Origin of the sequence: Halomonas zincidurans B6 (assembly GCF_000731955.1) — a bacterium.
GTDB classification, from domain to species: Bacteria; Pseudomonadota; Gammaproteobacteria; order Pseudomonadales; family Halomonadaceae; genus Modicisalibacter; species Modicisalibacter zincidurans.
Genome location: NZ_JNCK01000001.1, coordinates 286,591 through 306,026, shown reverse-complemented (window position 1 = coordinate 306,026; position 19,436 = coordinate 286,591). Strand labels below are relative to the sequence as shown.

General features: G+C 65.0%; 17 protein-coding genes. 4 read left to right on the top strand and 13 right to left on the bottom strand.

The genetic code is table 11. The features are described 5' to 3' along the window. Positions 1-163: 163 nt before the first annotated feature. A complete protein-coding gene (metE, locus tag HALZIN_RS0101520) occupies positions 164-2,452 on the bottom strand; it encodes a 5-methyltetrahydropteroyltriglutamate--homocysteine S-methyltransferase (RefSeq protein ID WP_031382493.1) in 2,289 nt (762 codons plus the stop codon). Positions 2,453-2,587: 135 nt separating this feature from the next. Between metE and HALZIN_RS0101515 the strand changes: the two genes are divergently transcribed. Beyond that, positions 2,588-3,502, top strand: coding sequence for a LysR family transcriptional regulator (locus tag HALZIN_RS0101515; RefSeq protein WP_031382492.1), 915 nt, complete (start codon positions 2,588-2,590; stop codon positions 3,500-3,502). Here the strand turns inward: HALZIN_RS0101515 and HALZIN_RS0101510 are convergent, their stop codons facing one another. The 4 genes from HALZIN_RS0101510 to nanR form a co-directional block, all read right to left on the bottom strand. Further along, positions 3,503-3,952 (bottom strand): lipocalin-like domain-containing protein, encoded by a 450-nt coding sequence (locus HALZIN_RS0101510; protein ID WP_031382491.1) that lies wholly within the window; start codon positions 3,950-3,952, stop codon positions 3,503-3,505. A 23-nt stretch (positions 3,953-3,975) separates the two neighbouring features. Further along, entirely contained in the window at positions 3,976-5,613 is a 1,638-nt protein-coding gene (locus tag HALZIN_RS0101505) for an ATP-binding protein (RefSeq protein ID WP_328286624.1), read from the bottom strand. Continuing rightward, positions 5,610-6,326: a response regulator gene (locus tag HALZIN_RS0101500; protein ID WP_031382489.1), complete on the bottom strand. Its 717-nt coding sequence runs from the start codon at positions 6,324-6,326 to the stop codon at positions 5,610-5,612. The genes HALZIN_RS0101505 and HALZIN_RS0101500 overlap by 4 nt, the downstream gene beginning before the upstream one ends. A 220-nt stretch (positions 6,327-6,546) precedes the next feature. Further along, a complete protein-coding gene (gene nanR, locus HALZIN_RS0101495; RefSeq protein ID WP_031382488.1) occupies positions 6,547-7,254 on the bottom strand; it encodes a transcriptional regulator NanR in 708 nt (235 codons plus the stop codon). 175 nt (positions 7,255-7,429) lie between these two features. Between nanR and HALZIN_RS0101490 the strand changes: the two genes are divergently transcribed. The 3 genes from HALZIN_RS0101490 to HALZIN_RS0101480 are packed head-to-tail and all read left to right on the top strand — an operon-like array spanning position 7,430 to position 10,869. Beyond that, positions 7,430-8,257, top strand: coding sequence for a phosphogluconate dehydrogenase C-terminal domain-containing protein (locus HALZIN_RS0101490; protein ID WP_031382487.1), 828 nt, complete (start codon positions 7,430-7,432; stop codon positions 8,255-8,257). Between the two features lie 15 nt (positions 8,258-8,272). Further along, on the top strand, positions 8,273-9,535 hold the full coding sequence (locus tag HALZIN_RS0101485) for a ribulose-bisphosphate carboxylase large subunit family protein (protein ID WP_031382486.1): 1,263 nt from the start codon (positions 8,273-8,275) through the stop codon (positions 9,533-9,535). Beyond that, a complete protein-coding gene (locus tag HALZIN_RS0101480) occupies positions 9,532-10,869 on the top strand; it encodes a four-carbon acid sugar kinase family protein (protein ID WP_031382485.1) in 1,338 nt (445 codons plus the stop codon). The genes HALZIN_RS0101485 and HALZIN_RS0101480 overlap by 4 nt, the downstream gene beginning before the upstream one ends. On the opposite strand, the gene HALZIN_RS0101475 is transcribed toward HALZIN_RS0101480, so the two are convergent. The 8 genes from HALZIN_RS0101475 to otnI all read right to left on the bottom strand — a co-directional run bounded on the left by HALZIN_RS0101475 (position 10,866) and on the right by otnI (position 19,405). Then, complete coding sequence (locus HALZIN_RS0101475; protein WP_031382484.1) at positions 10,866-11,747, bottom strand: NAD(P)-dependent oxidoreductase; 882 nt, start codon at positions 11,745-11,747, stop codon at positions 10,866-10,868. The genes HALZIN_RS0101480 and HALZIN_RS0101475 overlap by 4 nt on opposite strands. Then, on the bottom strand, positions 11,744-12,859 hold the full coding sequence (locus tag HALZIN_RS0101470) for a tartrate dehydrogenase (protein ID WP_035575075.1): 1,116 nt from the start codon (positions 12,857-12,859) through the stop codon (positions 11,744-11,746). Before HALZIN_RS0101470 ends, HALZIN_RS0101475 begins: the two co-directional genes overlap by 4 nt. An 11-nt stretch (positions 12,860-12,870) precedes the next feature. Then, positions 12,871-14,331, bottom strand: coding sequence for an aldehyde dehydrogenase family protein (locus HALZIN_RS0101465; protein WP_201448162.1), 1,461 nt, complete (start codon positions 14,329-14,331; stop codon positions 12,871-12,873). A 15-nt stretch (positions 14,332-14,346) separates the two neighbouring features. Continuing rightward, the gene (locus HALZIN_RS0101460) at positions 14,347-15,621 is read right to left on the bottom strand and encodes a TRAP transporter large permease (protein WP_031382481.1); all 1,275 of its coding nucleotides are present in this window, start codon (positions 15,619-15,621) and stop codon (positions 14,347-14,349) included. Further along, complete coding sequence (locus tag HALZIN_RS0101455) at positions 15,618-16,235, bottom strand: TRAP transporter small permease (protein ID WP_035575073.1); 618 nt, start codon at positions 16,233-16,235, stop codon at positions 15,618-15,620. The genes HALZIN_RS0101460 and HALZIN_RS0101455 overlap by 4 nt, the downstream gene beginning before the upstream one ends. Before the next feature lie 256 nt (positions 16,236-16,491). Next, on the bottom strand, positions 16,492-17,508 hold the full coding sequence (locus tag HALZIN_RS0101450) for a TRAP transporter substrate-binding protein (RefSeq protein WP_031382479.1): 1,017 nt from the start codon (positions 17,506-17,508) through the stop codon (positions 16,492-16,494). 68 nt (positions 17,509-17,576) lie between these two features. Next, positions 17,577-18,560 carry a D-erythronate dehydrogenase gene (gene denD, locus HALZIN_RS0101445; protein ID WP_031382478.1) on the bottom strand — a complete coding sequence of 328 codons (984 nt, stop codon included), beginning with the start codon at positions 18,558-18,560 and terminating at the stop codon, positions 17,577-17,579. Positions 18,561-18,610: 50 nt separating this feature from the next. Then, positions 18,611-19,405: a 2-oxo-tetronate isomerase gene (otnI, locus tag HALZIN_RS0101440; protein ID WP_031382477.1), complete on the bottom strand. Its 795-nt coding sequence runs from the start codon at positions 19,403-19,405 to the stop codon at positions 18,611-18,613. Positions 19,406-19,436: the final 31 nt, after the last annotated feature.

Below are 19,436 nucleotides of genomic sequence, written 5' to 3'. Positions count from 1 at the left end.
AATGGCGACATTATTGGATGGTTTTTTTGAAATGAAAATCGCAAAAAACCGCGCTCACCATTCGATTTAAACGATTATCACTGGCGCTCGATGCCCTGTCCACAGTCTTGCAGACCGCTGCGGGATCGCCACAGCGGTCGTTTTTCTGCGCCAGGATCACACCTCAGCCATGGCGCTTGCGCAGCACCCTGGCCGCCTCGACCATGTTGGCCAGGGCCGGCTCGACTTCGGCCCAGCCGCGGGTCTTGAGGCCACAGTCCGGATTGACCCACAGCCGCTCGGCGGGCACCTTCTCGGCGGCCTTGTCCATCAGTTGAACCATCCAGTCGACCTGGGGAATATTCGGCGAATGGATGTCATAGACCCCCGGCCCGATCTCGTTGGGGTAGGCGAACTCCTGGAAGGCGTCGAGCAGCTCCATGTCCGAGCGCGAGGTTTCGATGGTGATCACGTCGGCATCCAGCGCGGCGATCGCCTCGATGATGTCGTTGAACTCGGAATAGCACATGTGGGTATGGATCTGCGTCTCGTCACGCGCCACGGCGGCCGATAGTTGAAAGCACTCGACCGCCCAGTCGAGGTAGCGCTGCCAGTGCGCCCGGCGCAGCGGCAGCCCTTCGCGCAGCGCCGGCTCGTCGATCTGGATCGCCTGGATGCCGGCCGCCTCGAGATCAGCGACCTCGTCGCGCAGCGCCAGGGCGATCTGCCGGCACGAGGTCTCGCGCGGCTGATCGTCACGCACGAACGACCACTGCAGGATGGTCACCGGGCCGGTCAGCATGCCCTTCATCGGCTTGTCGGTGAGCGATTGGGCGTACTCGCTCCAACGCACCGTCATCGCCGCGGGCCGGCTGACATCGCCGAAGATCACCGGCGGCTTGACGCAGCGCGAGCCATAGCTCTGTACCCAGCCGTTGTCGGTGAAGGCGAAGCCGTCGAGCTGCTCGCCGAAGTATTCGACCATGTCGTTACGCTCCGGCTCGCCGTGCACCAGCATGTCGAGGCCCAGCGCTTGCTGGCGCTCGACGGCGAAGGCGATCTCCTCGCGCATACGCGCCTCGTAGGCCGCCGCGTCGAGCTCGCCGCGCTTGAAGGCGCGCCGGGCGGCGCGAATCTCGCCGGTCTGCGGGAACGAGCCGATGGTGGTGGTCGGGAACAGCGGCAGGTCGAGCCGCGCGCGCTGGGTCCGGGCGCGCTGCGGGTAGCCACTCGGACGCCGGGCATCCGCGGCGCTCACCGCCGCCAATCGCTCGCCGATGGCCGGCTTGTGGATGCGCGTCGACTGGCGGCGCGACTCGAGCGCTTCGCTGGCGGCCTGGAGATAGGCGTGATCGGCAGCCTCGCCGCGGCCGTCGAGCAGCCGCGCCAGGGTCGCCACCTCGTCGAGCTTCTGGCGGGCGAAGGCCAGCCAGCGCTTGAGTTCCGGGTCGAGCCGGGTTTCGGCGCCGAGATCCACCGGCACGTGCAGCAGCGAGCAACTCGGCGCCAGCCACAGCCGCTCGCCGAGGCGCATGCGCGCGGTGGCCAGGCTCTCGCGCAGCGCCGCCAGGTCGGCGCGCCAGATGTTGCGCCCGTCGATCGCCCCCAGCGAGAGAATCTTGTAGGCCGGCAGCCGGTCGAGCACCCGCTCGAGCTGCTCCGGGGCGCGCACGCAATCGACGTGCAGGGCATCCACCGGCAGCCCGGCGGCCAGGTTCAGATTGTCGCCCAGTTCGCCGAAATAGCTCGCCACCAATAGCTTGACCGGTGCCGACTGCAGCTTGTTGTAGGCCGTCTCATAGGCCTGCTGCCAGGCGCGCGGCAGATCCTGGACCAGCGCCGGCTCGTCGAGCTGGACCCATTCCACACCCTGCCCGGCGAGCCGCGCGAGAATCTCGCCGTAGACGGCGACCAGGCCGTCGAGCAGTTCGAGCCGCTCGAAGCCCGCCGCCGCTTTCTCCTTGCCCAGCCACAGCCAGGTCAGCGGACCGGTCAGCGCGACCTTGACCGGATGGCCGGCGCCATGGGCTTCGTCGACCTCGCGGAACAACTGCTCGCTGGCGACGCGAAAGGTCTGGCCCGGCTGCAGTTCGGGGACCAGATAGTGGTAGTTGGTATCGAAATACTTGGTCATCTCGCAGGCGGCGGCCGGCGTGCCGGTCGGCGCCCGCCCGCGGGCCATGCGGAACGTGGTATCGAGATCGATCGCGCCCGCGACATCGCCAAAGCGCGGCGGCACGGCGCCGATCAGCGCCGAGACGTTGAGCACCTGATCGTAGAAGGCGAAGTCGCCGACCGTGACGAAATCCAGCCCGGCGTCGCGCTGCGCCTGCCAGTGCCGGGCGCGCAGCTCGGCGCCAGTGGCTTGAAGCGTTGCCTGGTCGCTCTCGCCCTGCCAATAGGCTTCGACGGCTTTCTTCAGCTCGCGCCCAGCGCCTATGCGGGGGTAGCCCAGAGTATGTGCCAGCGTCATCGTTGCTTCCTCGGTTGCTGTTAGCCGGTAAGATGGGGCGGCTTGTACCGTCGCCATTGGCCAAAGAGTCTCGCTGGCACCGCCGGGTGAATCAAACTAAATTATCTAATCATCAACGTGAATGGCTTTCATGACATGCTCGAGCTACGTCATCTCCGCACTCTCATCGCCCTGCGTGACGCCGGCTCGCTGGTGGAGGCCGCCGAGCGCGTCCACCTCACCCAATCGGCGCTGTCGCACCAGATCAAGGATCTCGAGGCGCGCCTGGGCAACCCGCTGTTCCAGCGCAAGACGCGTCCGGTGACCTTCACCCGCGCCGGTGAGCGTCTGCTGACGCTGGCCGATCAGATCCTGCCGCAGGTGCGCATGGCCGAGCGCGACCTGGCCCGCCTGGCCGGCGACGAGCAAGGCCGGCTGCATATGGCCATCGAGTGTCACAGCTGCTTCCAGTGGCTGATGCCGACCATCGACCGCTTTCGCAATCACTGGCAGGAAGTGGAAGTCGACATTCCCAGCGGCCATAACTTCGACCCGCTGCCGGCCCTGGCCCGCGAACAGCTCGATCTGGTAATCACCGCCGACCCGCAACCGTTGCCCGGCGTGCACTACGAGCCGCTGTTCCGCTACGAGGGCCTGCTGGCGGTGGCCAAGCAGCATCGGCTGGCCGAACACGGCTTCGTCACCCCTGCGCAACTCGCCGACGAGACGCTGATCACCTACCCGGTCGAACACGCCCGGCTGGACGTGTTCAGCCAGTTCCTCGACCCGGCCGGACTGGCGCCGCGCGAGGTGCGCACCGCCGAACTGACGATCATGATGATGCAACTGGTGGCCAGTGGTCGCGGGGTCTGCGCGCTGCCCAACTGGGCGCTCACCGAATATCTCGAGCGCGGTTACGTGAAGGCGCTGCCGCTCGGCGAACAGGGCGTATGGAGCACGCTGTTCGCGGCGATCCGCGAGGAAAGCCGCGAACTGCCATGGATGGAGGACTTCCTGCGTACCGCGCGGGAGACCTCGTTCGCGGTACTCGAGGGCATCAAGCCGGCCTGATCAGCGCCGCCATTCGAGAAGCGTCACATACCCGCCCTCGGGCCGTTGCGGGCTGGGCTGGTCGGTGGTCAGCGTCAGTCGGCCGCCCTGCAGCCGCACCGTACGGGACAGCCGCGCGCCCTCCCAACACGCCAGGCTGGCCAGGTCGACGTCGTGATGGACCTGATCTTCCTCCAGCGCCCATTGGCCGGCGTAGGCGAAACCGCTGCGAAAATGCGCCGCCAGACTGGCTTCGCTGGCCATGTCGAAGGGCGGACGGTCGCGCGCCACGATCTGCACCGCCATGCGTCCGGGCTCGCCATCAGCGTCGAGCAGATAGCACAGCTGGCCTGCGGCGTCGCCCAGCGGCGCCAGCTCACGGCCATCCGGCCAGCAGTAGACGAAGCGCACCAGCTGCCAGGAGCCGGCCAGATCGTGAGGCGCAGGCGTCGCTGAGTGAGATGCGGTCATGGTGATACCTCGTGAAGGGTCGGTCAGTTACCGATACGCGATGGCGAAGCGGTGCCCGGCAACAGCAGACTGAAGCGCGCACCACCCAGGATCTGACTATCGTCGACGACGACGCTGCCGCCATGCCAGAGCATGATCTTCTGGACGATCGACAGGCCCAGGCCGTAGCCGCCCGAGCGCCGAGTCCGGCTATCGTCGAGCCGGGCAAAGGGCTTGAAGACCTCCGTGCGCTCATGCTCGGGCACACCGGGGCCATCGTCCTCGACGTCCAGGCGGACCGCCCGGGCATCGCGGGACAGTGTGATCAACACCCGCGACTCGGCGTGCCGGCAGGCGTTGGCGACCAGGTTCTGCAACGCGCGCTGCAGGTAACGAGGCTCGGCGACCACCTCGATCTCCTCGCCGGGGGCGATCGCCAGCTCGATATGCGGATGCAGCGAGTCGAGCGCCTCGACGACCCGCCCCGCCAGGTCGCGGCATTCCACCGTCTCGGCCTCGAGGCGCACGCCGCTGGCGTTGTCGCTGCCCAGCTTGGCGTAGGTGAGAATCTCGTCGATCAGCTGGTCGAGCTCCTCGATATCGCTGTCGATGCCCTTGAGCTGGCGGCGCACGCCCTCCTGCTCGGTCATGTCGTCGACCATCTGCACGGCGAAGCGAATCCGCGCCACCGGCGTGCGCAGTTCGTGGGAGACCGCACGGATCATCTCCTGCTGGGCACGGATCAACGACTGAACCTGAGCGGCCATGCCATTGAAGGCCATGCCCAGACGGCCCATGAAGTCGCTGCTGTCGACCTTGACGCGGGTATCCAGATAGCCGCCGGCGATGCGTGTCGCAGCCTTTTCCAGCCGCGCCATGCGCGCCTCGACGCTGCGCACGATCAAGTAGATCGCTCCCGCCAGCAGCGTCAGCGCGACCAGCACCAACCCCAGGGTAAGCACCAGCGGCATGGGGTCGAAGGCATACAGCGGCCCGACCCGTATCCAGCGCGTGCCGCTGTTATCGGTCATCGGCTTGAGTCGTGCGAAAGCCGAGACCGTGCCACGCTCGGGCAGCAGATGCATCACCACGTCGCCGTCCGCGAGGCGCTCGAGCTGCTCTTCGTCGAGTACCGTGGGCGGCGTCAGGGACAGCGAGACCGGCAGTGCCTGACGGTCGATCAGACTCTGCAACGGCAATTCGGGGGAGTACTTGCCTTCTAGCCAGACACGCAGGCTGCCGACCAGGCCACGTAGCTGTTGTTCGGAGAGAGAGCTGAGACGCGCCTCGAGCAATAGCGGCTCGTTGGACAGGCGCCGCCACAAATGCCAGTTGCCGTCACCATCGCGTGAAACCAGCGGACGGGCTTCCTCGAGGCGCGCTCGCTGAAAGTAGTTGAAGTCGGGCTCGTCGAGCGCGCGCAGGGTCAACTGCATGCCGAGACGCTTGCTCTGATCGGCCAGCCAGGATTCACGCTTGGCGGGATCGACTTCGGCGACCAGCGTCGACAGTAGCGCCATGGGCGCCTCGGCCATGGACTCGCGGTAATACTCGCGGCGCACCTGATCGACGATCAGGTAGCCCAGCATCGCCAGACCGAAGGTCAACACCAGCGCCAGCAACAGGGCCGCATAGACCCGCAGGAACGTGCTGTCGGCCAGCGCGCGACGCATGGCGATCATGCGTCCTTGACGAACAGGTAGCCTTTGCTGCGAACCGTCTTGATGCGGTGCGGGTGGTTGGGGTCATCGCCGATCTTGGGGCGGATCCGCGAAACACGCACATCGATGGAGCGATCCTGGCCGTCGTACTTGATGCCGCGCAGCGCCGAGAATATCTCCTCGCGAGTCAATACCCGGCCGGCATTGTCGGCGAGCAGCCACAACAGGTCGAATTCGGCGCTGGTCAGGTCGATGCGCTCATCCTCGAGCCAGGCCTCGCGCGTGGCACTGTCGATCAACAGGTTGCCGAAGGTCAGGCGCAGCGCGCCGCTGCCGCTCTCCGCCGGGTCGCTACGCCGCATCAGCGCGCGCATGCGCGCCAGCAATACCCGCGGCTGCACCGGCTTGGGCACGTAATCGTCGGCGCCCATCTCGAGCCCCAATACCTGATCCATGTCGTCGGTACGCGCGGTCAGCATCAGAATCGGCCCGGTAAAGCGGGAACGCACGCGACGACAGATCGACAGGCCATCCTCGCCGGGCAACATCAGGTCGAGTATCACGATATCCGGCGCGAGCTCGACGATCCGCTCGACCCCATGGGCGCCATCGGCCTCGATCTTCACCTCGAAGCCATTGGCCTCGAGGTATTCTCGAGTCAGATTCGCCAGACGCTCATCGTCTTCGATGATCAGTACCAAGTCCTTGTCTCTACTGTCCAAACTGTCATCCATCCTGTTGACTGGAGTGGCGTCATCGTCCGCCACGGTCGGTAACGTTCTAGAAGCCTAGCGCATGCTACACCCCTGCAACAGGCCGTTACGAGGAAGTCACCTCAACCATAGCGGATAGATGCCAAAGCTACCTCAAATCATTCGTATCGGTGAGTGAGCCTCCGATCGATTCTGGCGCGCTCTCGCATCACCCGCCAGCCAGTTCCGATCAAGCGTCAGCTCATGTCAAGACATAGCGCTTTCCCGCCCGGTCGAGGTGGGCTCGCATCTCGTCTGTGGCTGTATCGCGGTCACGCCGGCGAATGGCCTCGAGAATGCGCGCATGCTCTTCCAGCGTAATGTGCTCGTTGCCTTTCCAGTGCAGCTCAGAGGTATGAAAATTCGCCAGCCAATCAAGCATGGCGTTGCTGACCGCAATGTAAATTGCATTGCCGGTGATCTCGGCAATGGCGACGTGAAACGACATGTCTGCCTTGATGAAGGCACCGGCATCAACGTTCAGTTGGGCACGCTGCGTCTCGAGTAGCGTTTGCAATCGTTCGACGTCCTCGTCCGTAGCCTTCTCCGCTGCCCGGGCGACCATGCCGAGTTCGAAGAAGACCCTCGCCTCCTTGAGCTGTGCCAGCGACTGCGGTGAACTCGACAGCATATGCATGGCGGTCAGTTCGATCTGCGCAAGCACGCCCGAGGCTGTCGGCATGGTCACCGTGGGTCGCTGGCCATGGTTGATGCGGACGAGGCCGGCACGCTCCAGGGACTGCATCGCTTCGCGCACCGCTGGCCGCCCCACACCGAACAGCTCCATCAGTTGGCGCTCCGACGGCAGGCCATCGCCCGGTCGGTACTCGCCATTGAGCAGCATGGCGTAGAGCCGATCGAACACGTCGTCGGATAGCTTGCGGCGGGAAATCTTCAGGGCATCGCTCATGACGTGTCTCTCGCGGTGGTCGGGAGGCAGCTTATCTAATCCACTCGCTGACTTCAGCCCAGTCCGTCACGGCACAGACTGCGACCAAAGACGTGTTTGACAGAAAGGTGTAGTTATCATGTCATCATACCAGTTGCTTCGCATTTCTTCTCATCGACAAGGCAGGACAACGACAATGACACGCATCGCATTGATCGGCGCCGGCGGCAAGATGGGCTTTCGCCTGTCGCGCAACCTCAAGAACTCGGAATTCACGGTCGACCACATCGAAGTCAGCGAGGCAGGACGACAGCGGCTCTCTCAGGAACTGGGCATCGAATGCAGCGATGCCGAGCGTGCGGTGCCGGATGCCGACGCAGTGATCCTGGCCGTACCGGACACGCTGGTCGGCAAGATATCCCACCAGCTCGCGCCAATGATGAAAAGCGGCACCATGGTCGTCACGCTCGATGCGGCGGCGCCTTTCGCCGGGCATCTGCCTGCGCGTGACGATCTGACCTACTTCGTCACCCACCCATGCCATCCGCCGATCTTCAACGACGAGACGGAGCTGGACGCCAAGAAGGATTACTTCGGCGGCCTCAAAGCCACCCAGCATATCGTCAGCGCCCTGATGCAGGGGCCGGAAGACAGCTTCGCACTCGGCGAGCGCATCGCCCGGACGATCTACGCCCCGGTGGACCGTTCGCATCGGGTCAGCGTCGACGAGATGGCGCTGCTCGAACCGGGACTCTCCGAGACCGTCTGCGCCACACTGCTGGCGGTGATGCGCGAAGCCATGGATGAAGTCGTGGCCCGAGGCGTCTCCCAGCAATGCGCACGCGATTTCCTGCTCGGCCACATGAACATCCTCTCCGCCGTCATCTTCGACGAGCAGCCCGGAGCGTTCTCGGATGCCTGCAACAAGGCCATCGAAAACGGCAAGCCGATGCTGATGCGCGATGACTGGAAAAAGGTTTTCGAGCCCGAACAAATCGCCGAAAGCATCCGCCGCATCACCTGAACCGGGGAAGTCGTCATGAGCGAACGGATCCACGCCAGCTATCTCATCGAGACACCCTACCCGGTCGAACGGGCCGCCGAGGCGATGGCCGGCGAACAGTCGTCGGGCACCTTCACTCGATTGGCCAACGAGACCGACGCGTTGCGCGCCAACCATGGCGCCATCGTCGAGCATATCGAGCGACTCGACTGCGTCGAGACGCCGTCACTGCCGGCGCGTCCGACCAAGGGCAGCGACATGCCGCGCTATCAGCGGGCACAGGTCACGCTTTCCTGGCCGATCGCCAACCTGGGGCCGTCGTTGCCCAACCTGCTCTCGACGGTGGCCGGCAACCTGTTCGAGCTCAAGGAGTTCTCGGCGCTCAAATTACTCGACCTGACGCTGCCGGCAAGCTTCGCCGCGACCTATCCGGGGCCGCAGTACGGCATCGCCGGTACGCGCGAACTCACCGGCGTCGAGCGGCGCCCGTTGATCGGCACCATCATCAAGCCCAGCGTGGGGCTGTCGCCGGCGCAGACCGCCGAGGTCGTCGAGCAACTCGTCGCGGGCGGCATCGATTTCATCAAGGACGACGAACTGCAGGCCAACGGGCCGCACAACCCGTTCGAAGCGCGCGTCGATGCGGTCATGCCGATTGTCAATGCGCATACCGAACGCACCGGGCGCAAGGTGATGTATGCCTTCAACATCACCGATGATCTGGATGCCATGCTGCGCCATCATGACTACGTGGCGGCGGCCGGTGGCACCTGCGCCATGGTCGCGCTCAACAGCGTGGGGCTGACCGGCGTGGCGCACCTGCGCCGGCATTGCCGGCTGGCCCTGCACGGTCATCGCGCCGGCTGGGGCATTTACAGTCGCTCGCCGCACCTGGGCATGAGTTTCATCGCTTATCAAAAGCTGTGGCGCCTGGCCGGGGTCGATCACATCCACGTCAACGGCCTGGCCAACAAGTTCAGCGAGGCCGATGATAGTGTGATCGCCAGCGCCCGTGCCTGCCTGACGCCGATGTTCTCGCCACCGGCGCCGGGCTGCGAGGTGATCCCGGTATTCTCTTCCGGCCAGACGGCACGTCAGGCGGTGGATACCTACCAGGCGCTGGGCAGCACCGACCTGATCTTCTGTGCCGGGGGCGGCATCATGGCCCACCCCGGCGGCATCGCCAGCGGCGTGAAGAGCCTGCGCCAGGCCTGGGACGCCGCCGTTCAGGGCGTGACGCTGGAGGCCTATGCCGGCGAGCATCGCGAGCTCGCCCAGGCCCTGGAGACCTTCCCATGAGCGCACCCGAGACACTCATCGCCTACTACGGCGATGATCTCACCGGCTCGACCGATGCCCTGGAGGCCTTGAGCAGTCGGGGCGTGCCGACGGTGCTGTTCACGGCCATCCCCGACGATGCGCAGCTGACCCGCTTCGCGGCGTGCCGAGCCTTCGGCCTGGCCGGCACCAGCCGCAGCGAGTCGCCGGCCTGGATGCACGAGCACCTCACGCCGGCGCTGAGCTGGCTACGTGAACGCCGTGCCGGGCTGTGCCACTACAAGACCTGCTCGACCTTCGACAGCGCGCCCGGGACCGGCAGCATCGGCTGTGCACTGGAAATCGGGCGCGAGGTGTTCGGCCAGGCCTGCGTGCCGATCGTGGTCGGCGTGCCGCAGATGAAGCGCTATACCGCCTTCGGCCAACTGTTCGCGGCCTATCGGGGCGACGTGTATCGCATCGACCGGCATCCGGTGATGGCGCGCCATCCGGTGACGCCGATGCGCGAAGCCGACCTGCGTTGCCACCTGGCCGAGCAAACAACGCTGGATATCGGCCTTGTGGACCCGGCCTCGTTGACTGCTGACGACATCGACAGGCGCATCGACGACTGGCAACGCCGTCATCAAGCATTACTCTACGACGTCATCGATGAAGCCACCCAGGCCAGCGTCGGCCATCAGTTGTGGCGCACGCGCCAGACTGGTGGCAGCTATGTCGTGGGCTCCTCCGGTGTCGAGTACGCGCTGATTCTCGAATGGCGCAGGCAAGGGCTGATCGGCCCGTCGCCAAGCTTTGCCGATCCCGGCGGCGTGGAGCGGATCGCCGTGGTCTCGGGCAGTTGCTCGGAAACCACCGCCCGGCAGATCCGCTGGGTGCAAGAACACGGCTTTCAGACCATCGCCGTGGACGCCGCCCGGCTGGCCGACCCGGCAAGCGCCGAGGCGGCACGCGACGAGGCATTGCAGCGCGGCCTGGCGGCCCTGCAGGCCGGCGACAGCGTGATCCTGCATACCGCGCTGGGCCCCGATGCCGCCGATCCGGCGCTGAACACCGAACAGGCTCGCCACGGCATCGGTCGGCGCCTGGGCGAGATCCTGCGCGAGCTGGTGATTGCCGAACGTCTGATCCGCGTGGTGGTCGCCGGCGGCGATACCTCGAGTCATGCCCTGCAGCAGTTGGACATACACGCCCTGACCGCACGCCTGCCATTGCCGGAGACGCCGGGGTCGCCGCTGTGCACGGCCTACAGCGATGACGCGCGCTTCGATGGCCTGGAGATCGCCTTCAAGGGCGGCCAGATCGGCAGCGACGGCTACTTCGCCACCATCCGCGACGGTGGCGTCCGGCGTTAACGCGTTTCCAGGATACGAATCAGCTCCGGCACCAGCCGCTCGCTATGCCCTTGCTCGTTGACCTCGCGGTACAGCGCCTCGATGGCCCCCGCCACACTGTGCGGCGCCTTCACGTCCTCGGCCATGGCGTTGTAGTAGCCGACGTCCTTGAGCGTGTTGGCGAGGCTGAAACGAAACCCCGAGGGATCGCCGGCGGCGATGAACGGACGCAATCGCTCGAGCACCACCCCAGCACCGCCGCCATTGCCGAGCACTTCGAGGAACACATCGTCGGCGATCCCGGCATGGCGTGCCGCCGAGGCAGCCTCGGCGAGTACCGCGGTGAAGCCCAGCGACACGTAGTTGTGCAGTAGCTTGAGCTTGTGACCGGAGCCCACCGGGCCGCCATGGGTGATGTTCTCGGCAAAGTCCTGCAACAGCGGCAGCACATCGCGGAACAGTTCGTCCGGCGCGCCGACGATCAGATTCAGCCGGCCTTCGGCGGCCTCCTTGGGGGTGCGCGTCATCGCCGCATCCAGGAACTGCCCACCTGCCGCGGCGACCCGCTCGGCGATTTTCAGCGTGGAGCTGGGAATCGCCGTGGAGCAGTCGATGACCATGCTCCCCGCGCCCAGCCCCTCGATCACCCCGCACGGCTCGAACAGCACGCTTTCCACCTGCGGCGTGCCGGTGACACACAGGATGACGACTTCCGAGGCTTCGGCGACCTCGCGGGCGCTGCGCTTGAGTGTCGCCCCCTTGTCGAGCAGATCGTCCACAGGCTGATTGCCGGGATGGTCGAGAAAACACAACGCATGATTGTGGCGCAGCAGGCTGGTGGCGATGCCGTGGCCCATCAGGCCGATGCCCACCATGCCGACACGATAGGGTTTGCTCATGCCCGTTGCTCCTCGATGGCTGGCTGGGGTTGCGCGCCACCTGCGGCCAGCGCCTCGGCGATGGCGCGGCCCAGCGTCTCGGTCGTGCCGTTGCCCTTGAGGTCGGGGGTGATCACGCTCGGGTCGCTGCGCTGCATGACCGCCTCGATGGCGCCGACGATGGCCTTGCCGGCCTCGATCTCGCCCAGGTGCTCGAGCATCATCGCCCCGCACCAGATCTGGCCGATGGGATTGGCGATGCCCTGGCCGGCGATGTCCGGCGCGCTGCCGTGGACCGGCTCGAACAGGCTGGGGTACTCGCGGGTGGGGTTGATGTTGCCGGAGGGCGCGATGCCGATGGTGCCGGTACAGGCCGGGCCCAGGTCGGAGAGAATGTCGCCGAACAGATTGCTGGCCACCACCACGTCGAACCAGTCGGGATGCAGCACGAAGTTGGCGGTGAGGATATCGATATGGAACTGATCGACGCTGACGTCCGGGTAGTTCGCCTGCATCGCCCTGACCCGCTCGTTCCAGTACGGCATCGAGATCGACAGGCCGTTGGACTTGGTCGCCGAGGTCAGCTTTTTACGGGAGCGGGTGGCTGCCAGCTCAAAGGCGTACCTGAGCACCCGGTCGACCCCGGTGCGGGTCATGATGGTTTCCTGCAGCACCACCTCGCGGTCGGTGCCCTCGAAGACGCGCCCGCCCAGGCGCGAGTATTCGCCCTCGGTGTTCTCGCGCACCACCATGAAGTCGATGTCGCCCGGCCCGCGCCCCTTGAGCGGGCTCTCGATGCCCGGCATCAGCCGGCACGGGCGCAGGTTGACGTACTGGTCGAAGGCGCGCCGGAACTTGAGCAGCGAGCCCCACGCCGAGACGTGATCGGGCACCGTATCGGGCCAGCCCACCGCACCGAAGAAGATGGCGTCGAAGCGCATCAGCGTCTCGTACCAGTCGTCCGGCAGCATGTCGCCATGCGCCATGTAATAGGCGCAGCTGGCGAAGTCGAACGCCTCGCATTCCAGCGGCAGGTCAAAGCGCTTGGCCGCCGCTTTCAGCACGCGCAACCCCTCCGGCACGACCTCGAGGCCGATCCCGTCACCCGGCAACACCGCTATCTTGTAGGTCATTGTCGTTATCCTCAGCCGTGCTTGATGGCGACGGTTTTCAGTTGCGTATAACTCTTCAACCCCTCGAAGCCCTTCTCGCGGCCATGGCCGGAGCGTCGCACCCCGCCGAACGGCAACTCGATCCCGCCGGCGGCGCCGTAGTTGTTGACGAACACCTGACCGCTGCGGATGCGCTTGGCCAGGCGCAGCTGGCGTCCGCCGTCGCGGGTCCAGATGCCGGCGCACAGACCGAAGTCGGTGGCATTGGCCAGACGCACGGCATCGTCCTCGTCGTCGAAGCGCTGCACCGCCAGCACCGGACCGAACAGCTCCTCGCGCACCACGTCGTGATACTCGGGAATGTCGACGAGCATCTGCGGCACCACGAAGTGACCGCCGCCGGGCGCGCCCCCGGCCACTTGACCGGCGGCCGCGACACGAATGCCATCGTCCTTCGCCGCGGCGAGCCGCACCTCGAGTTTTTCGCGCTGGCGGGCATTGATCAGCGGGCCACAATCCGGGTCCTTCTCGCCGGCATCGCAACGCAGCGCCGAGAAACGCTCGGCAAGAGCGGCAATCACTGCGTCGTAGCAGCTCGCTTCGACCAGCAAGCGGCTGCCCGCCGAGCAGGTCTGGCCGGCATTCTGGATAATGCCGCGCACTACCGCCGCCAGTGCAGTGTCGAGATCGGCATCGGCGAACACCACCTGGGGGGACTTGCCGCCCAGCTCCATGGTCACGGGCACGTGATTGGCCGCCGCGGCCTGGGTAACCCGCGTGCCGGTGGCCGGCGAGCCGGTGAACGACAGATGATCGATCAGCGCATGCGCCGACAATGCCGCGCCCGCCTCGCCTCCCAGGCCGGGAATCACGTTGAGCACGCCGGACGGCAGGCCACAGCGCACAGCGATCTGGGCCAGGCGCAGCACGCTCAGGCAGGCGTCCTCGGCGGGCTTGAGGACCACGCTGTTGCCGGCGGCCAGCGCGGCGGCCACGCAGCGCCCGAAGATCTGCGCCGGGTAGTTCCAGGGAATGATCTGGGCACAGACGCCGAACGGCTCGCGCAGGGTCAGCACCGTAAAGTCGTTCTCGAACGGGATCGTCTCGCCATGAAGCTTGTCGGCGGCACCGGCATAGAAGCGGAAGTAGCGTGCGCAGACGGCAATGTCGCCCTTGGCCTGGCTCATCGGCTTGCCGGTATCGGCGCATTCCAGCGCGGCCAGCGCCTCGGCATCGGTGTCGATGGCGGCGGCGAAGGCAAACAGCCACTCGCCGCGCTGGCGGGCCGACCAGCGATGCCATTCGCCCAGTTTGCCGTCGAAGGCGCACCGTGCGGCCCTCACGGCCTCCTCGACATGCTCCGCCCCGCAACGGGCGATCTCGGTGAGCGTCTCGCCGGTGGCCGGCGCTTCCACACGCAGCGTATGGGGGGTCGTTACCCACTCGCCGGCAATCAGCGCAGCGCGGGGTGGCATCTCGGGTAGCTCATGCATGGTTGCTTTCCTCGCTCAGTAAAGAAGATCGACCAACCCCAGCGAGATCCAGGGCAGATAGGTAATCGCCATCAGACAGGCCAGAACCACCAGCACGAAACGCAGCAACCAGGGGATCAGCTGATCGATGGATAGCTTGGCCACCGCACAGGCGGCGAACAGATTGACGCCCAGCGGCGGCGTGAACATGCCCAAGGCCAGGTTGACGACGACGATCAGACCGAAGTGCACCGGATCGATGCCGTACTGCACGGCAATGGGTGTAAAGATCGGTGCCAGCACCAGGATCGCGGCCGAGGTCTCGATGAACATCCCCACCATCAGCAGCATCACGTTGACCGCGAGCAGGAATGCCACCGGGCTATCGAAGACTTGGGTTACCCAGGCAGCCACATCAGAAGGCAGTCCCGAACGACTGATCAGAAAGCTGAACAGTGTAGCGGCAGCGATTATCAACATGATGGTCGTAGTCGAAATCACACTCTGCTTGAAGATTGGCCATAGATCATCGAAGCCTAGTTCGCGGTAGACCAGCCCACCGACGATAAGCGCATAGACGACAGCTACCGCCGAGGCCTCGGTGGGTGTGAATACACCGCCGTAGATGCCGCCGATGACCACCACCGGCATCAGCATTGCCGCCCAGGCCCGCCGGAAGGCAGTGGTGAAATCGTGACGCTCCTCACGATCCCGCAAGCCGTATCCGCGGACCTTGCAGAACAAGTACAAAAACAGCAGCAGCGATCCGCCAATTAATAGCCCCGGCCCAATGCCAGCGATGAACAGCCGCCCGATCGAGGTGTCGGTGCTGACGCCATACAGAATCAGCGGTATCGATGGCGGAATCAGCACGCCCAGTTCGGCGGACGAGGCCTGAATCGAGGCCGCTAGCGGACGTGGATAGTCATGTTTGACCATCGCCGGGATCAGGATCGAGCCGATGGCAAACGTCGTCGCGACACTCGACCCGGACACCGCGGCGAACATCATGCAGGTCAGCACGCAGGTCATCGCCAGCCCGCCCTGCAGCCCACCAACGATTGACTTGGCGAGATCCACCAGACGCTGCGAGATGCCCCCGGCCGCCATCAAGTTGCCCGCCAGAATAAAGAATGGGATCGCCATCAGCGGAAAACTGTCGATTCCGACAAACATTTGCTGCGGCACCATCAACAGCGGCAGCCGCGAGAAGAATTCGATGCCGATGATCGAGGCCAGCAGGATGGACACGGCAATGGGCACGCCCAGGCCGAAAAGGATAATCAGCGAGAGACCGATGGCCAGGTTCATGAGCGCACCCTCCCGGTAGTCGCCGCCGGTTTGACGGAATTCTGCAGCGTGTCACCTTGCGGCGCCTGTCTAGCAGGAGCTGCGGAGATCTCCGGCTTCTTCTCGGGCGGTGCCTCGGCCTCGGCGGGGCCGATCGGTTCGCGTCGGGTCACTTGAGCGGCGATGCGCGCCAGTACTGCGAGCACCGAGAAGGCAGCTCCTACGGGGATGGCGGCGTATGCCCAGGCGATCGAAATTCCCATGCCCGACAATGTCTGTGAGCTTACTCGGATCGTCATTAGCGTGCCGAAATAGACCAGAATCGTCAGCACGACAAGACAGCCGAACGCGACCAGCAGTTCGAGCCATACCAAGGCCCGTGCCGGTACCAGCTTGTAGATGACTTCCACCGCCATCATGTAGCCCCCGCGGAAGCAGGCCGCCGCACCCAGGAACACGCACCAGATCATTGCCGAACGCGACATCACCTCGGACCAGGTCGACGGAGCATTAAATACGAAACGCGTCAGCACCTGGTAGAAGCCCAGCGACACCGAGATGATCAGCATCACCACGGCGGCTATCAGCGCGATGCGTGACGTGAAGCGTTCAAGGCGCAGGAAGAGTTCCAGCATGGCAGTCACCTTGTATCAGCCACCCCACGCGGGGGTGGCAAGGTTTCTAAAGTACTTAGGGCCTGTTGACGTTTCGTCGCGGCCGCGACGGAGGCCCATTGGGTGTAGAACAAGGCATGAGGAGCGTGGTTTGGTTATTCCCAATGAGCGACGAATAACGCAGTACTGCGCCCCATGGACCCCGTCCCGTTGGGTTGCGCGTCAAAGGACGCCATGCGGCGCAGCAACGCGGTTCACGCTGAAACGTCAACAGGCCCTAGTTGCTGCTGGCCAGGCACTCGCTGTTGCGAATCCGGTCGAGCATTTTGCTACCATATTGGTCGGTGTAAACTGAGTAGGAAGGCTCAACGGCCTGCTGAAACTGTGATTTGTCGATATTCTCGACCACCTCCACGCCCTTTTCCTTGAGCGCCTCGACGCCCTCGGTCTCAAGGCGCGACACTTCGGCACGCGTAGCCTCGGCGCCGGCCTTGGCAGCCTGCTTGAACCAGCCCTTTTCCTCTTCGCTGAGGCCATCCCATAGCACTGGCGAGGCAAGCATCACCGCCGGTGAATAGACGTGACCGGTCAACGACAGGTAATCCTGGACCTCCCACAGGTTGCTGGTCAGAATCACCGAGATGGGATTTTCCTGACCATCGACAGTACCCTGCTGCAGCGCCGTGAATAGCTCAGGGAAGGCCATCGGGGTGGGACGTACGCCCATCTCCTCGAAGGCGGCCATATGCATCTTGTTTTCCATGGTGCGAATCTTCAGGCCGGCGGCATCCTCGGGCGTCTTGACCGGACGCACATTATTGGTCAGATGACGGAAGCCATTCTCGGTCCAGGCCAGACCGACCAGGTTATTTTCACCAATCTTATCGAGCAGATCCTGACCAACCGGACCATCCAGTACGCAGCGCGCCTGGTCATAGTTGGCGAACAGAAACGGCAGGTCGAGCACATAGGTCTCGGGTACGAAGTTGCCGAGCGGCCCCGTCGAGGTGATGACTGTATCGATGGTGCCGATCTGCAGCCCTTCGATCATGGCACGTTCGCCGCCCAGGGCGCCGGAAGGGTACTCCTCGACAACGAACTCGCCGTCGCTGAGCTTCTCCAGGGTCTTCTTGAAGGCGTCAACACCGACCGAATAATGGGAATTGTCGGAAGTGGTATGTCCAACCGAGACGGTCTGGGCCGCCAGTGCATTAAAGCTGGCTGTGGCCAGCGTGGCCCCGGCAAGCCCGACGATAACAGTGTTCAGAGCGGTGCGTGCATAGTGAGCTGTCATTGTTGTTTCCTCTTTTAGCGTTGCGCTTCTGGATGATGGCGGCCAAGCCGCCAGATGAACTGTTATGATTATCGGGATCGTTCTCTGGGTGTTTCCTGCTCGGTGATGAAGATGCGTACGATCTCGTGGAAATCGCGATCCCCTACAAAGCCAAGCCGCTCGGCTCGCTGTGTCTCGAAGCGCGCCGGCCAGCTGGCGACGATGGATTCGATGCGCGGGTCGGGCTCGTGACTAACCCGAGCCAGGGCCTCTTCCCCGCCCAGCTCGCGCAGCACTTCGAGCATCGCAGCGACACTCACGGTCAACCCCGGCAGCATCATGCTCCGGTAGGGTGCCAACGCGTCGCCCGGGAGAGTGGCGGCATGCAGCAGCGCGTCGATGACGCGCCCCGGCGACATCACGAACAGCTCAAGCTCGGTGGGCACCGGGCACACGGTCGATTCGCCGCCCAGCGGCTCGCGCAGGATGCTCGAGGCAAAGCTGGAGGCGGCGGCGTTGGGTCGCCCCGGGCGTACCACAATGGTCGGCAGGCGCAGCACGCAGCCATCGACCAGGCCGCGCCGGCTGTAGTCGTTGATCAATAGCTCGCACATGGCCTTCTGGGTGCCGTAGGAGCTCTGCGGCGTCAGTGCCGTCATGTCGTCGAGCACCGCCGGTAGCTCACCGCCATAGACGGCCACCGAGCTGGCCATGACCAGACGTGTGTCGGCGAGACCGGCCGCACGGCACCCTTCCAGCAGTGCGCGCGTGGCGTCGAAATTGACCTGCATACCCAGATCCAGGTCGGCCTCGGCCGCCGAACTGACTACGGCAGCGAGGTGATAGATGAGCGCGGGACGCTCGCCGAGCAGGCTATCCAGGGCGCCGGGGCGGGTAATGTCCAGGGCCCGGCAGTCGAGCGTGATGCGCTCGTGGGCCGGCGCTGCCGGCGCGACCCGATCGACGAGCGTCAGGCGCGTCAGCGCCTTGCCGTTGACCTCGCCGCGCTCGAGTAGCGTCCTGGTCAGGCGTTGGCCGAGAAAGCCGGCGGCGCCGGTGATCAATACATGCATCGTCTCTCCTTGTCGTTGTTCGTCACGCACTCGTGGTTACCACTGGTTTATCAAGCCTGCAGGCCATAGGCCTTGCCCCATTTCAGCCCCGTGACAGTCTCCGCCGTCGGCTGGTATTCGCAGCCCACCCAGCCGTCGTAGCCCAGCGCCGCCAGGCGCTCGAGCACCGCCGGATAGTTCACTTCGCCGACATCCGGTTCGTGGCGCCCCGGCACGCCGGCGATCTGCACGTGCCCGAGATAGGGCAACTGCGCCTCGAGATTGGCGAACAGGTTTCCCTCGCTCATCTGGCAGTGATAGACGTCGAACTGCACGCGCAGGTTGTCGGCGCCGACCCGTCCCAGCACCTCGCGGGCCTGGGCCTGGCGGTCGAGGAAGTACCCCGGCATGTCGTGGGTATTGATCGGTTCGATGAGCAGGGTCCGCCCGATCCGGGCCAGTTCCGCCGCGGCATGGCGCAGGTTGTCGATGTAGGTGCTCAGGTGCGCTTCCCGCGTGGCCTCGTCGGCCTCCGCCGGCAGCAGCCCGGCCATGGCGTGCAGGCGCGGGCAGTCGAGGGCCTCGGCGTAGCGCAGCGCCTCGCTGACGCTGTCGCGAAACTCGGCCTCGCGGCCCGGCAGGCTGGCCAGGCCGCGCTCGCCCGCGTCCCAGTCGCCGGGCGGCAGGTTGAACAGCACCTGCTGCAGGCCGTTGTCGTCCAGGGCGCCGCGCAGCTCGCGCGGCTCATGGGCGTAGGGGAACAGGTACTCGACGCCACGGAACCCGGCCTTGGCCGCCGCCGCGAAGCGCTCGAGAAAGTCGTGCTCGACGAACAGCATGCTGAGGTTGGCGGCCAGCTTGATCATGAACGCTTCCTGTCTCGTGTCGTTGTGGGTT

Coding starts and splice junctions, on each gene's coding strand:
- metE (WP_031382493.1), bottom strand. CDS start 2,452: ATGACGCTGGCACATACTCTGGGCTACCCCCGCATAGGCGCTGGGCGC.
- HALZIN_RS0101515 (WP_031382492.1), top strand. CDS start 2,588: ATGCTCGAGCTACGTCATCTCCGCACTCTCATCGCCCTGCGTGACGCC.
- HALZIN_RS0101510 (WP_031382491.1), bottom strand. CDS start 3,952: ATGACCGCATCTCACTCAGCGACGCCTGCGCCTCACGATCTGGCCGGC.
- HALZIN_RS0101505 (WP_328286624.1), bottom strand. CDS start 5,613: ATGATCGCCATGCGTCGCGCGCTGGCCGACAGCACGTTCCTGCGGGTC.
- HALZIN_RS0101500 (WP_031382489.1), bottom strand. CDS start 6,326: ATGGATGACAGTTTGGACAGTAGAGACAAGGACTTGGTACTGATCATC.
- nanR (WP_031382488.1), bottom strand. CDS start 7,254: ATGAGCGATGCCCTGAAGATTTCCCGCCGCAAGCTATCCGACGACGTG.
- HALZIN_RS0101490 (WP_031382487.1), top strand. CDS start 7,430: ATGACACGCATCGCATTGATCGGCGCCGGCGGCAAGATGGGCTTTCGC.
- HALZIN_RS0101485 (WP_031382486.1), top strand. CDS start 8,273: ATGAGCGAACGGATCCACGCCAGCTATCTCATCGAGACACCCTACCCG.
- HALZIN_RS0101480 (WP_031382485.1), top strand. CDS start 9,532: ATGAGCGCACCCGAGACACTCATCGCCTACTACGGCGATGATCTCACC.
- HALZIN_RS0101475 (WP_031382484.1), bottom strand. CDS start 11,747: ATGAGCAAACCCTATCGTGTCGGCATGGTGGGCATCGGCCTGATGGGC.
- HALZIN_RS0101470 (WP_035575075.1), bottom strand. CDS start 12,859: ATGACCTACAAGATAGCGGTGTTGCCGGGTGACGGGATCGGCCTCGAG.
- HALZIN_RS0101465 (WP_201448162.1), bottom strand. CDS start 14,331: ATGCATGAGCTACCCGAGATGCCACCCCGCGCTGCGCTGATTGCCGGC.
- HALZIN_RS0101460 (WP_031382481.1), bottom strand. CDS start 15,621: ATGAACCTGGCCATCGGTCTCTCGCTGATTATCCTTTTCGGCCTGGGC.
- HALZIN_RS0101455 (WP_035575073.1), bottom strand. CDS start 16,235: ATGCTGGAACTCTTCCTGCGCCTTGAACGCTTCACGTCACGCATCGCG.
- HALZIN_RS0101450 (WP_031382479.1), bottom strand. CDS start 17,508: ATGACAGCTCACTATGCACGCACCGCTCTGAACACTGTTATCGTCGGG.
- denD (WP_031382478.1), bottom strand. CDS start 18,560: ATGCATGTATTGATCACCGGCGCCGCCGGCTTTCTCGGCCAACGCCTG.
- otnI (WP_031382477.1), bottom strand. CDS start 19,405: ATGATCAAGCTGGCCGCCAACCTCAGCATGCTGTTCGTCGAGCACGAC.